This window comes from Photorhabdus tasmaniensis (genome assembly GCF_011189505.1).
GTDB lineage: Bacteria > Pseudomonadota > Gammaproteobacteria > Enterobacterales > Enterobacteriaceae > Photorhabdus > Photorhabdus tasmaniensis.
The window spans coordinates 1-14,123 of record NZ_PUJU01000032.1 but is presented as its reverse complement, the minus strand read 5'-3'; the positions used below and the strand labels follow the sequence as shown (position 1 = coordinate 14,123).

Annotated in this window: 9 protein-coding genes, 1 tRNA gene and 2 CRISPR repeat arrays; of the genes, 7 read left to right on the top strand and 3 right to left on the bottom strand. The window is 42.7% G+C overall.

The genetic code is table 11. From position 1 onward, the window contains the following. Nucleotides 1–55: 55 nt before the first annotated feature. Nucleotides 56–2,194, bottom strand: coding sequence for a YccS family putative transporter (gene yccS, locus C5471_RS14875; protein WP_133814635.1), 2,139 nt, complete (start codon nucleotides 2,192–2,194; stop codon nucleotides 56–58). 118 nt (nucleotides 2,195–2,312) lie between these two features. Between yccS and helD the strand changes: the two genes are divergently transcribed. Together helD and C5471_RS14865 are read left to right on the top strand one after the other, a co-directional pair. After that, entirely contained in the window at nucleotides 2,313–4,367 is a 2,055-nt protein-coding gene (helD, locus tag C5471_RS14870) for a DNA helicase IV (RefSeq protein ID WP_133814636.1), read from the top strand. Nucleotides 4,368–4,426: 59 nt separating this feature from the next. Then, nucleotides 4,427–4,840, top strand: coding sequence for a CoA-binding protein (locus C5471_RS14865; protein WP_133814637.1), 414 nt, complete (start codon nucleotides 4,427–4,429; stop codon nucleotides 4,838–4,840). Nucleotides 4,841–5,125: 285 nt separating this feature from the next. Beyond that, nucleotides 5,126–5,573: direct repeats of the CRISPR family, unit length 28 nt; unit sequence GTGCACTGCCGTACAGGCAGCTTAGAAA. 34 nt (nucleotides 5,574–5,607) lie between these two features. Here the strand turns inward: C5471_RS14865 and hspQ are convergent. Further along, a complete protein-coding gene (hspQ, locus tag C5471_RS14860) occupies nucleotides 5,608–5,928 on the bottom strand; it encodes a heat shock protein HspQ (protein ID WP_021326539.1) in 321 nt (106 codons plus the stop codon). 225 nt (nucleotides 5,929–6,153) lie between these two features. Here hspQ and yccX point away from each other — a divergent pair, with 225 nt between their 5' ends. Further along, nucleotides 6,154–6,432, top strand: coding sequence for an acylphosphatase (yccX, locus tag C5471_RS14855; RefSeq protein WP_133814638.1), 279 nt, complete (start codon nucleotides 6,154–6,156; stop codon nucleotides 6,430–6,432). Nucleotides 6,433–6,444: 12 nt separating this feature from the next. On the opposite strand, the gene tusE is transcribed toward yccX, so the two are convergent. Then, nucleotides 6,445–6,774 (bottom strand): sulfurtransferase TusE, encoded by a 330-nt coding sequence (gene tusE, locus C5471_RS14850; RefSeq protein ID WP_166296055.1) that lies wholly within the window; start codon nucleotides 6,772–6,774, stop codon nucleotides 6,445–6,447. Between the two features lie 182 nt (nucleotides 6,775–6,956). Between tusE and C5471_RS14845 the strand changes: the two genes are divergently transcribed. The 4 genes from C5471_RS14845 to C5471_RS14830 all read left to right on the top strand — a co-directional run bounded on the left by C5471_RS14845 (nucleotide 6,957) and on the right by C5471_RS14830 (nucleotide 13,825). Next, nucleotides 6,957–7,044, top strand: a tRNA-Ser gene (locus tag C5471_RS14845). A 315-nt stretch (nucleotides 7,045–7,359) separates the two neighbouring features. Further along, a CRISPR array of direct repeats spans nucleotides 7,360–7,748; the repeat unit is 28 nt; unit sequence GTGCACTGCCGTACAGGCAGCTTAGAAA. A gap of 158 nt (nucleotides 7,749–7,906) precedes the next feature. Beyond that, entirely contained in the window at nucleotides 7,907–8,887 is a 981-nt protein-coding gene (gene cas1f, locus C5471_RS14840) for a type I-F CRISPR-associated endonuclease Cas1f (RefSeq protein WP_133814639.1), read from the top strand. Continuing rightward, on the top strand, nucleotides 8,884–12,162 hold the full coding sequence (cas3f, locus tag C5471_RS14835) for a type I-F CRISPR-associated helicase Cas3f (protein ID WP_133814640.1): 3,279 nt from the start codon (nucleotides 8,884–8,886) through the stop codon (nucleotides 12,160–12,162). Before cas1f ends, cas3f begins: the two co-directional genes overlap by 4 nt. Nucleotides 12,163–13,321: 1,159 nt before the next feature. Beyond that, on the top strand, nucleotides 13,322–13,825 hold the full coding sequence (locus C5471_RS14830; protein WP_133814641.1) for a recombinase family protein: 504 nt from the start codon (nucleotides 13,322–13,324) through the stop codon (nucleotides 13,823–13,825). Nucleotides 13,826–14,123 lie beyond the last annotated feature (298 nt).

Sequence of the window (14,123 nt, the reverse complement as noted above, 5' to 3'; positions counted from 1 at the left end):
TATCGTGAATAGCTAAATAAAAGGGGCAGTCAACTGCCCCAGTATATCAATCTGGCTATAATTGATTAATTTTTTTAATAAGAATGACAATTTCAGGCAACAATCCTATTAATAAACCTGTTTGTTGCAATACCAGCTGTTCTTTACTGTCTCTTTCTGCTGGGGTTTGCTCAATTCTTTTCGCTATGTTGAGAGATATTTGCTCAATTCTGTCATCATCTATTAATGCTGGTTTTAATGCTGCATTGACATAACAAATCGCATCATTAAGAATATCCAGAATAACTTTGTCATCCAATTTATCCCGGTGCGCTCCCAGCGCAGAGATGTAACTCAGCATGGTGTGATTCAGGCACAGTAGCCGGAATGCGTCTTCTTGGGAAGCCCGGTAACTTTTTGGCTCGGCAGACATGTTGGAAATAACTGATGCCAGCTCCGCGTCACTATTGTGAGCATCACGGCGGGCAATTCGGTAGTTCAGGCCATGATCTTTTCCCTGATAATATTGAACTAAAATGGCATCGAGGTAGCGGCAATGGGTGTCCATCGTTCGGCTTATCACTTGTGGTAACTGGCGAAATTTCCAGTCTGGCCAAATGAAATTTATTGCTAACCAAGCGATACCACAGCCAATTAATGTATCAACAATCCTTGGTAATGCGACTTCAAAGCCTTCACCCAGCAAATTGAAGCAGAGTAATACCAGCAGTGTGATAAACAGGGTCGCGTGTGCATACTGAATATTACGGAAAGCAAAGAACATTACCCCAGAGATAACAATCAGCACCAATTGTCCCTCAATAGATGGCACAAAGTAGAGGATTGGCAAGCCGATAAATACTCCGGCAACCGTGCCGATTACTCTCATTGCCAAACGGCGGCGGGTAGCGCTGTAGTTGGGTTGGCAAACGAACAGACTGGTGAGTAAAATCCAGTACCCACGTTGTAGATCCAGCAACTGGATCATAGCGTAGCCACTGCACAACAGAACAGACATACGGATCGCATGGCGGAATAAAGCTGATTGTGGCGTCAGATGACGGCTGATCCTTAGACGGACATCGCGCCAGCCGGTTAAAGGTTCATCAGATAGTTGGGTCTCATCTTTTCTTTCTTTGGAAAGATCGTACTGCCCAGAACTGATGCCTGATAATTGCGCATCAATCGCCCGCAAGTTTTTCAGCAGGTTATATAATGCAGTAATTTTGAGATGATGTTTTTGTTGCTCGTTGAGTTGTTGCAGGGAACTTTCCAAATAGTTAAATGCCCGTTCAACGCGTGGATTGTGCTGATATTGCTTGTGCCAAAGTATCGACTGAGCGACTTGTTCACAAGCACGGGCTTGCATGGCGAGAAGACGTTGAAACCGGAACAGAACATCGCTATAGCGGAAAATATTCCGCAGGCTTTGGTATTGCACATGAGATGAACTTGCCCGTTCATGAATATCTTGTGCGATAAAGTAATAGTGCAGAGTTTGACGAGTGCCACGCTGGCCGCGATCACCTTTCAGACGGGTTAGCAAGGAGGCTTTGGCTTGATTTAATGTGTTCACTAAATCACTGTTTGCCATTGCCACATTAACGACAGATTGCTGGTATTCTCCTGCTATATCAGGATCAAACAGGTTGGCTTTGGCATCAAGATAAGTTGAAAGTTGTTGATAACAACGCGCCAGATTGTCCTGTAACGGCCGGATAGGGAACAGTAAATGGCCGGTGAGGGTGAGCAGGTTATACCAGATTGCCCCTGTCAACAGTAATAGCGGTTGCTGATACCATAGTGGGAAAATAGACGAGCCCAGCATGGTATAAATCGCAATCAGCAACGCGCCAAATGCAATAGTTGCATAGCGCTGCCCAAGGGCACCCAGTAAGATAAAGCTACAAGTGGATAACGCCAGCCCGATGGTGAAAAGCCAGGGATAAGGGAACAGTAACTCAATAGAGGCTGACGCGACAAAGAAAGAAATCAGCGTGATCACCAGATTGCGTAAACGGCCAATCAGACGATCATCAAGATCAGCCAGTGCTGCGGCAACAACGCCCAAGGTCAATGGTATGGTTATTTTAGGTTCTTTATCCAGCAACCAAGGCACTAACGTTGTTCCTGTCAGGGCGATCAGGATGCGGATAGAATAGAGAAGATGACTGTTATAAAGAAAACGGCGCGGACCGGGGGAAACAGTTAGCACAAAATACCTCTGAGGTAATGATAACGGTCATAAATAACCATTATGATAAAAGGTTTATTAGTGATAAAAAACCCTTATAAGACATAGTTCAACTATTTTCAGGTATGGCGCTACGATAATGGAACTTAAAGCAACACGAATTGGTCAACGCCTTGCTCAACATCCTTATAACCGGGTGCGTCTGCTGAATGCCGGTATCGAAGTCAGTGGTGAGAAGCATCAATACCTTATCCCATTTAATCAGCTAATTGATATTCAGTGCAAACGGGGCATTGTTTGGGGTGAGTTGGAGTTTGAATTGCCCGATGGGCAAGCCATTCGCCTTCATGGTACTGAATGGCGGCAAACTCAGCATTTTTACCATTATCTGCTTGATGAATGGCAGAAATGGAGCCAGGAAATGAGTGATGTCAGTGCTGATGTACTGACGGCTCAGGTTAATGAAATCAATAAAATTGAGCAGCAGGATCACTGGTTTAAAAAAGCGGATTTATTCCAGTTACAACAGCGGATCCAGGCAGTATTTCAGGCTTTGCCACTGCCATTACAGCGTCTGGAGCAATTTGATAATTGCCGGGACGAGTATCGAATTTGTTTGCGTTGGCTTGAGAATGGCGAAAAGTCTGCTGAAAAGATAAATCTGCAATGGACAGAACGTATGTTGGAACAACACCGTGACTTTTTTCAGCGGGTAGAAACATCTCCTTTCAACCTTTCTCAGAGCCTGGCCGTTGTTAATGGTGAAAATTCAGTGCTAGTTCTTGCTGGTGCGGGGAGTGGAAAAACATCCGTGCTGGTGGCGAAAGTGGGGTGGCTGTTGCTTCGTCAACAGGCGACTTCTGAACAGATATTACTGTTAGCATTTGGTAATCAGGCAGCCGATGAAATGAATGAACGGATTCAGATTCGTCTTGGTGTGGAAGATATCAAAGCAAAAACGTTTCATGCACTGGCGCTGTATATCATTCAACAAGGAAGTCATAAAGCGCCTAAGATCAGCATATTAGAAACTGACGGGCAAAAAAGAAGAGATTTTCTGATTAAACATTGGCAACAGCAATGCAGTGAGAAAAAAGCACAAGCTAAGGGTTGGCGGGAATGGCTGACTGAGGGGCTAAAATGGCAAGTGCCGGAAGGTGAGTTTTGGCGTGATGAACAGCTTGTTAGCCGTTTGTCAGGCAGGCTTGAGCGCTGGCTGAGTTTAATGCACATGCACGGTGGCAGTCAGAAGGCTATGACAGAGCAGGTTCAGGAAGAGTATCTGGATCAGTTTCAAAAATGCATTCGCTTGATGGGGCCTTTATTAAAAGCGTGGAAATCTGAATTGAAAACAGAAGGCGCTGTTGATTACTCAGGGTTGATTCACCAGGCAGTGAATATTCTGGAAAAAGGACGATTTATCAGCTCGTGGAAGCATATTCTGGTCGATGAATTTCAGGATATTTCACCATTAAAGGCTAAATTGCTCGCTGCATTGCGGGCGCAAAACAGCCAAAGTTGCTTGTTTGCCGTAGGGGACGATTGGCAGGCCATTTATCGTTTCAATGGTGCTGAGTTAGTGCTGCCTACTGCATTTGCTGATTATTTTGGCAGAGGTACTGAATGTGTACTGGATACCTCTTATCGGTTTAATGATCGGATTGGTGAGGTTGCTAACGCATTTGTGCAACAAAACCCAAATCAATTGAGGAAGCAACTAAACAGTTTGACTAAAGGTAACAAAAAGTCCGTTGTCATCCTGCCAGAAGATCAGCTTGAACCTTTGTTGAATAAAATGAGTGGTTATGTCACTGAGGAGGAAACGATCTTATTGCTGGCACGTTATCACCACTTGCAACCTGAATTACTGAGAAAAGCAGCGACTCGCTGGCCTAAGCTTAAAATAGAGTTCATGACTATTCATGTTTCGAAAGGGCAACAAGCGGATTATGTGATTATTCTTGGATTGCATCAGGGGAAAGATGGTTTTCCTGCACCAGCAAGGGAATCTGTGATGGAGTTGGTTTTGTTGCCACAACCGGAAGATTTTCCTGATGCGGAAGAACGTCGTCTTTTGTATGTTGCATTAACCCGGGCGAAGAAGCGGGTCTGGTTGATGCAGGATAAGAAGAATCCATCTGTGTTTGTGCATCAACTAGAGCGGTTAAATGTACCTGTTCAGCGTAAGCCTTAATGTATTGCTTTGGCTGAATAAACAAAGTGAAAATATTGGATTTTGCTAAGGAGTAATAAATGAATGACCAGCAAATTGCGGACATACTGAGACGAGTGAAAACTATTGCGTTGGTAGGGGCTAGTGAAAAAATTGATCGTCCAAGTTATAAAGTGATGGCTTATTTATTGGAACAGGGCTATCAGATTATTCCTGTCAACTTGAAACTTGCCGGGCAAACATTGCTTGGGCAACACGTTTATGGGCAATTAGCTGATATTCCTCAGCCTGTTGATATGGTAGATGTATTCCGCAACGCTGAAGCTGCATATGGAATCGCTCAAGAAGCTATAGATATCAAAGCAAAAGTGCTCTGGCTGCAACTTGGTGTTATTAACGAACAAGCGATAAAGTTGGCGGAGGAGGCAGGTCTGGAAGTTGTTATGGATCACTGCCCGAAAATTGAAATCCCAAGATTAGGGCTGGAAAAGTAATATATTTCGGTTTACCCCTGTTCTGTTGTTCATCAATGAGTGAAAGGGGCCTGGTTGATGTCTAAGTTGAACGAATTTAAGGCGCTAGATGGCAAGCGGCGCTTAGATTCTAAATATTGCTATAAGATACCGTGTTTCTACGGACCCTAATTTTGACCCTTTTTTATCGCTAATCAATAACATTTTGATTTTAAAGTAAAATAAATTAGCCCTTATAAAAAGGGTTTTTTCACTTTTTATAACTATACTCTTTGATAGTCAGCCGGTTAGAGGTAATATGCAACAGTGCACTGCCGTACAGGCAGCTTAGAAAAGAGAGCCTGGAAAATCATGCCCAGGGAGATCGTGCACTGCCGTACAGGCAGCTTAGAAAGAGGGGATAGAGACAGCACTGTCATGCAAGCAGTGCACTGCCGTACAGGCAGCTTAGAAATGAATATTAATTTTATCAGCATATCGACCTGAGTGCACTGCCGTACAGGCAGCTTAGAAAGGCATTGAAAGCTCATCTGAACAAATGCAATCGTGCACTGCCGTACAGGCAGCTTAGAAATAGCTGGGGGTTGATGTCGGCCTGCAATACGTGTGCACTGCCGTACAGGCAGCTTAGAAAGTCTCTTCATCAGCACCCTGCTTAGTGGGTTTGTGCACTGCCGTACAGGCAGCTTAGAAAGCTGGCGTTACAACTCCATGTTATTAAAACTCGTGCACTGCCGTACAGGCAGCTTAAAAACACAAGAACTGCCTTTCGAGGAATATAAAATGGGTTAATTGCGCAGTCGTGGGGCTAGTAACTGATTACGGATGGATTCTGCTAACTCATCCAGGGAAGGTTGTTCTGGATGGTCATCGGATGCTTCATAGGATAGTTGCGCTTCGGCTAAATAAGTATGTACAGGCTGGCCGTCGTCATCTTCCATCACAACATGATACCAGGGAGCAGAACGCAAGGCTGCATTGGATGCAATGTCATCTTCTTGGGGTTGTTCTAGAGAATATTCCACATCAATATCTACGATGACGCCCAAATAACCCAGAAGCTTGTGACGTACTTGTTGGCCGAGACCGAATTTGCTGGCAATAATCATAGCCACCTCCAAAAAAACCTTGCATTGATACGAATATGAGGGCAGTAAGGTGAATTACAAGAGCATACCCGGTAGTTGAAGTCATTTTCTAGCTTTAATAATTGCGAGAGCGACTTCACCTAATTTCAGGTTAGCTGTAGTAAATATAAAACACAACCGAGAATGGCGTGCTTAACTATATATGTGAGCGATACCGCAAGGTGACTGGGTAGATAGGGGGTCATTATGATGAAATATGGGTTAACCATTTATGTTTACGGCCGGGTCCAAGGGGTTGGATTTCGCTATCAAACTTTTCGTTGGGCGAAATCCAATAAGCTGACAGGTTACGTCTGTAATTTGCATGATGGTAGTGTCAAAATTGTCGCTTATGGTGAAAGTGAGCAACTGGATAACTTAACTCATTGGTTAGAACAGGGTGGGCCACCGGGGGCGCGGATCGATCGTTTTTCGTCTCAGTCCTGCGCAGTGGAGAACGTGGCAGACTTTAGCGTCCGCCACTAAGCCTGGTTATTATCAGATACATTTTACCGGTTTTGGTAGCCCGGCGATTTTAGTTGCCTGCCTTGCTGGTCCTTTGGGAAACAGGCGGTAAAGATAGCGGCTATTACCTTTTTCTTCTCCATACTTTTGTGCGATTGCTTTTACCAGCATACGAATAGCTGGGGATGTATTAAATTCTTCATAAAATCCCCGGACAAAACGAATGACTTCCCAATGTTGCTCACTTAAATCAATATTTTCTTGCTCAGCGAGTAATGAAGCCATTGCTTCCTGCCAATCGCTGCTGTTTTTCAAATAACCTTGTGCATCGGTTTCGATCTCACGACCTTCGAATACCAACATAATCGTTTAACCATCAAAAAAAGATGACAGTAATTTAGCAAAAAACACTTTTATACCCAAGGATAGTCTGTATATATGCGGAGAAAATAAGCCAATAATAGTGAAAAAGAGTAAATTTACGGCAATCGATCACGAGAGGGCTTTACATCTGTCTTGGTGCTGTTTATAGTGCACGCCATTGCGGAGGGGTGGCCGAGCGGCTTAAGGCAGCGGTCTTGAAAACCGCCGATGGGAAACCATCCGAGAGTTCGAATCTCTCCTCCTCCGCCACTTCTTTCTAACCTTATATTTATAAATAATTTTCCTAAGATTCATACCTTACTGTTACACATGGATGTACCACATCATTCCAACGGTGCTGGAGAATTCATTCGTATGTGTACTCATCTTTATCGTCGTGGGCTAATGTATTTTTTCCTATAAATGATGATGTTTTCACAGTACCCTAATTTATACCCTTTTTTTGCATAGAATATTAATATGTTGATTTTAAAGAAGAATAAAATATCTCTTATAAAAAGGGGGTTGTCACTTTCTAACCGTTATGTTCTTTGATAATCAATAGATTACAGTTAATATGTAACTGTGCACTGCCGTACAGGCAGCTTAGAAAGAACATCATCACCAGATTGTTCCGCAATAAAAGTGCACTGCCGTACAGGCAGCTTAGAAATACGAAATGACCAGGTACTCTACTCATGATTTGTGCACTGCCGTACAGGCAGCTTAGAAAAGTTATTACGGCACACCCAGGTCATCACTTTAGTGCACTGCCGTACAGGCAGCTTAGAAAGGCCCCACAACTGCATATCCACGATCCCGTCCGTGCACTGCCGTACAGGCAGCTTAGAAAGGAATGTCAGGTTGTTTTTTATTAGGATCAACAGTGCACTGCCGTACAGGCAGCTTAGAAATATAAACTTAGAAAAGGGTTTTTTCCAGTAGTGTGCACTGCCGTACAGGCAGTTATAAGAAACTCGGAGCTATCCCTGTTCATGAAAAGTGTTATGTAATAATTTAGCAAAGAATTGTAAATTTTTTTTGATTTGCATTTGCAATATTTTACCTTGTGTGAAATTTATGCATAATATTTACCATAAATGAAATTAATTATTTAGGTAATTTTTAAATTATGGATAACAACTTCTCTCCAAGTGATCTTAAAACTATTTTGCATTCTAAACGCTCGAATATTTATTACCTGCAATATTGTCGAGTATTAGTTAATGGTGGCCGTGTTGAATATGTCACTGATGAGGGAAAGCAATCACTGTATTGGAATATCCCGATAGCAAATACCACCGTTATTATGTTGGGGACGGGCACTTCTATTACTCAGGCAGCAATGCGTGAATTCGCCAGAGCGGGTGTTTTAGTCGGTTTTTGTGGTGGTGGAGGAACACCGCTGTTCGCGGCTAATGATGTTGAGGTTGATGTATCTTGGCTGACACCGCAAAGCGAATATCGTCCAACAGAGTATTTACAAGATTGGGTGAGTTTCTGGTTTGATGACGAAAAACGATTGGCAGCAGCCATTGCTTTTCAGAAAATTCGCATTACTCAAATCCGTGAGCATTGGCTGAGTAGTCGAATGCTTCGAAACAACTCTTTTATGCTTAATAGTGAGCGGTTATTGTCATTACTCACCCGCTATGAGCAGAATATTGAAGATTGCCGCAATAATAAGGATTTAATGGCGCAAGAAGCCGTGATGACTAAAGCATTATATAAGCTGGCAGCCAATGCAGTGAGTTATGGTGATTTTATCCGGGCAAAACGAGGTGGTGGTGTAGATTTGGCAAACCGTTTTCTTGATCACGGTAATTATCTGGCTTACGGATTAGCGGCTGTTGCAACTTGGGTCATTGGTTTACCGCATGGTCTGGCTGTATTACATGGAAAAACCCGTCGTGGTGGTTTAGTTTTCGATGTTGCTGATCTCATTAAAGATGCCTTGGTACTGCCGCAAGCATTTATCGCAGCAATGGCTGGAGAGGATGAACAGGAATTCCGCCAACGCTGTATTAGTGGATTTCAAAAAGCGGAGGCATTGGATTCCATGATCGGTGCGCTTCAAACAACCGCTCAACAACTGAGTCAGGTGGCACGATGAATATTCTCTTAGTATCCCAATGCAATAAACGGGCGCTGACAGAAACTCGCCGAATATTGGATCAATTTGCTGAACGAAAAGGTGATCGGACTTGGCAGACGGCTATCACACTGGAAGGTTTAAACACTTTACGTAAGTTATTGCGTAAAACAGCGCGTCGTAACACTGCGGTTGCCTGCCATTGGATCAAGAGTGGAAGCCAAACTGAGTTGTTATGGATTGTCGGGAACTTACGGCGCTTTAACTCGCGGGGAGTTGTACCCACTAATACGACGCAACGCGATGTGCTGAAAAGTCAGGATGAAAATCATTGGAATGGTGTTGAAGCCATCAGCTTATTGGCTGCTATCGCCGGGCTATTCCATGATTTTGGTAAAGCTAATACGTTGTTTCAGCAAGGTTTACAGGGTGATGGACGGTTTCAACCGTACCGGCATGAGTGGGTATCTTTGCGTTTATTTCGGGCATTTGTTGCGGAACAAAATGATAGGGAATGGCTGACTTCATTAAGTCAGATTGATTCTGGTGATGAGGATAAGATTCTTTCCCGTTTGATTAGGGATAGTATTGATCGCTATGTAAACCCTTTTATTAACTTACCGCCATTAGCCACCACTGTAGCTTGGTTGATCCTCTCGCATCATCGCCTTCCGGTTTATCCTTCTTATCACCGTAATTATTCAAGCGAACCGCAACTGAAATACATTGATAATTGGCTGGTTAATCAGTTAGCGCCATCATGGAATTCAGTCAACATGGATAAGAAGGACTGGAATGATCAGGATAAGCGTGATGTCTGGACATTCCCAAAGGGTACACCTATCCGTAGTCAGATTTGGTGTCAGAAAGCACAAAAATTTGCGAAAAGAGCGTTGCAATCAACATCATTAGCGCAATATGGCGATTTGAACCAACGTTTCACTAGTCACATGTCTCGACTAGTTTTAATGCTGGCCGATCATCATTACTCATCATTGCCTGCAACTTTGGGCTGGCAGGATGTTAACTATGGTGTGTTTGCCAATACTGATAGAACCACCGGCGAATGCAAGCAGCGATTAGATGAACACAATATTGGCGTTGGGCAGAATGCTTTACTACTAGGGAGAAGTTTGCCTCATATTCGTAAAACGTTACCTGCGATTACCCGTCATAAAGGATTTAAACAACGCAGTAAAGCTGGAAAATATCGGTGGCAGGATCAGGCGTTCGATGCCGCATGTGCTTTGCGCGAACGTTCAGCAGAACAGGGCTTTTTTGGTATTAACATGGCTTCTACTGGTTGCGGTAAAACTTTTGCTAATGCCCGCATCATGTACGGATTATCTGATGAAAAACAGGGATGCCGTTTTTCTATCGCTTTAGGATTACGGACGTTAACGCTGCAAACCGGTGATGCATTACGTAAAAGATTGCATTTAGAAGAAGATGACTTAGCGGTACTGATTGGTTCGCAGGCAGTGAAAGAATTACATCAACTCCGCCATCAAGGACTTGAGCAAGATACGGGCAGTGCGTCCGCTGAAGCACTCTTTGCTGAACATCAATATGTCAGTTATGACGGCAGCTTGGATAACGGGAGTCTGAATCGTTGGCTGCGTAAAGATAATAAACTTAACAAGTTGCTTAGTGCGCCTGTGTTGGTTGCGACCATTGACCATTTAATTCCGGCTACTGAAGGCATTCGTGGTGGGAAGCAAATTGCCCCTATGCTGAGATTACTCACGTCTGATCTGGTATTGGATGAACCGGATGATTTTGATATTAACGATTTACCGGCTTTATGCAGGTTAGTGAACTGGGCGGGTTTGTTAGGTTCGCGGGTATTGCTTTCATCAGCCACATTACCGCCGGCATTAATTCAGGCGTTGTTCAATGCTTATCGTGCTGGGCGAGAAGAATACCAATTAGCATGTGGTCAACCCAGTATTCCGGTAAATATCTGCTGTGCCTGGTTTGATGAATATGAAACGGTGCAACAAGATGTGACTAATGCCCAACAGTTCAAAGATCAGCATGATGCCTTTGTCGCCAAGCGCATGGTTCGTTTGGAAAAAAACGTGCCATTACGTAAAGCTGAATTAGTGCCGATAACGGCTGAAAAGCATAAAGACAAGGTTGTGATCCAAGCCATGGCAAAGGTGATGCATCACTCCATGTTGAGACTACGTAAGGAACATCACCAAATCCACCCATCGGGCAAAACCGTTTCTATTGGTTTAATCCGTATGGCAAACATCGATCCACTCGTTGCCGTAACACAGCGGTTATTGCAGATACCGTCTTCTAAAAATGTACGTATCCATTATTGTGTTTATCACAGCCAGCATCCTATGGCGATACGTTCTCATCTTGAACATCGATTGGATTCCACGTTGACACGTTACGATGAAGAGGCGTTGTGGCAGGTGGCAGAAATCCGCAAAGCGTTAGAAGAGACGTCGGAAAAGCATCATATTTTTGTGGTAGTGGCAACCTCTGTTGCTGAAGTGGGCAGGGATCATGATTACGATTGGAGCATTGCTGAACCCAGTTCAATGCGTTCATTGATACAACTTGCCGGACGTATTCAACGTCATCGACAAAAGGAGCCAAAGATACCCAATTTGCATATTCTGGCGAAAAACTATAAGGCACTTAAAGCGACTAATTTAGAACATCCGGTTTATTGTCGGCCAGGATTTGAGTCGAAAGATTACCTCCTTGCCAGTCATGATTTAGGCGAGTTATTAGAACATGACCAATATGAGCTAATCAGTGCATTACCAAGAATAAAGAAACGCGATAATGCTGGAGAGTGTTCACCTTTTAAAAATTTGGTTGATCTTGAGCATCGACGTTTGTGGGAAGAGCTTCAAGGTGATCCTAATGATGAATATCGTTATTGTGCTGCTTTCTGGTGGCGTGAACAAGCTTCATGGTGTGCGGAATTACAGCGTCATAAGCCGTTTCGTCAGTCTGAGCCCGATGAGTTGCATTATCTATGGCTTGAAGAAGAGGGTGAAAAAGCGAAGTTTATGGCGTTGGACAGCGGCCCGGCAGGAATAAAAGCAAATGGAGCTTTTGATTATATATCGGAATTATCGTTTGCGCCGGGTGTGAGTATCTGGATTGAACTTGATACTGAGACGATTTATCAGCATTTGGCTGATACTTATGAGATAGAGTTAAAGGATGTTAGTTTACGTTTTGGTGAGATCCGTCTTAGGGAAAAAGAAAACGGAGAAGCATGGTGTTATCATCCGTTTTTAGGGGTGTTTAGCGAAATTGGCTGAACAATATGCGGTGTTTTTAAAATCTGGTAAAATAAGAACAAGTGTATCATGAAAAAAACAGGTAAAAACTTTAATCATCAAAGGTAAAAACCGTGATTAAGGTTTTTTTAAGACGAGTAAAAAAATTTGATGTTATACTGGAGTTGGCAGAGAAAACGTCAGCCAGGAACAATGGGTTTTAAATCGATTAACCAAGTGGAAAAGTTAACCTAATAACAAAAATATGAGATTATATTAAAATATTTAATAGGGCTAATCGCATAGTGAAAAAATAGCGTTTAGCCGTATTAAGAAAAATTAAAGCAATAGGCTTTGTTTTTAATTCTATTGGTATATGTTTTACCCTCGTTGGTTTTAAACCTGAGAATCAGATACCGGAAAAAGAGAAACCCTTCGTTTTTGGCGATTGTAAGCACCTTTTTATCGGTGATTAACTCAGATATCCGTTAGATAAGGGGAAAGAAATAGGTCCCCATTAATGTCAGATTTTAAAAAGAGACGGCGTGACTGGAAACGGCTTATTTTCTGTCACGTTTAATTCATTTGTCGGCGATATTATCCTGCATTTATTTATACCTGTTTGAGCATTTAAAATCATGAATATAAAGAAATTAACGCTTTTATATAAAAGGTGTATTTAACTTAAGAAATAGGTTTTTTAGATAGATAGTAAATTGCGTTTAATCTGATTCCATTAAACATTAAAAGAGAGTTGAAAAGAAATCGGCACGAAGAAAAATATTATCTAAATAGGGTAATATTAAATTTTTCTCGCCATTATTTTACGAAACAAGCTATAAAAATAATGTAATAAAAAATAGTAAAACGGTTAATTTGTCATAATTTTAACCCTGAAAAAATGGGGTGATTATCTGAAAAAACATAAAAGAGTCTCTTTATATCATCAGGCCATTTACCGACTGATTTATGAAGAGAAAACAGAGGGTGATGACTTGTTAAAACTGCTCATGACTGTCAGTAAAACAGCGTCAATAAAGATAAAATCGGGTATGATTAACGAGGGTTAAAACGTAAAACATGATACGATAGCATAAAAAACCTTGGGGCACTCTATTAAATCGGCGATAGGATGAGCAACTAAACGTACTTATCGGGAATCTCCTATATCGTTAAAGTGGCTCTTCAGAGTATCAGTCCTATGGTCTGGCGGCGATTCAAGTTGTCAGGTGAGATTTCTTTAGCGGCTTTATCGCATAAGTGCCCCAAGCTTTTTTATGCTCTCCAGCCTGGCGATATTTTGATTGTTTGGAAACTCGACCGACTTGGTTGCTCTTTACCCCATTTGCTAAGCATTATAAATCAACTGCAAAGTCAAAATGTCCAGTTTCGGTCTTTGACGGAAGCGATGGACACAACCATTCCATCCGGTGAATTATTGTTTCATGTGTTTGGTGCTCTGGCGCAATATGAACGTTCTCTGACAAAAGAACGCGTTATCGCCGGTTTAGCGGTAGCCAATCGGCGAGGAAAACGAGGAGGAAGGCCACGAGCGGTCACAGGTGAAAAATTGGAGGCAATTCTTACCGCATTGGAAGACGGTATGTCCAAAGCTGCTATTTGCCGTAATTTTGGTGTAAAAAGAACAACTCTCATTGACACATTGAATCGTATAGGTCAAGACAGAAAGAATAAACAGGAATGATGCCAAAGGTAGCCAAACGGATTACCTGAATTTTAAAAAAAAATAAAAAAACCTATATTCAACAGGTTATCACGTTTTATCAAGTGCTATTCAAAATCGATTTTTCCGTTGAAAGCCAGACGTAGCAAGGGCTAAGAGGGAGCAAGGGAACAAATCGGGGCTATGGTCAGAACAATGGCATTCGGTTAAACTCTTGCCGGGGCATCAAAAGAGTTCCATCGGGTTCTGGGACGCATAGATTTTCGTGGATAGTGCCTCCCAGGCCTCACCCGGTGAGTCATTCCGGCAAGTCCCTCTG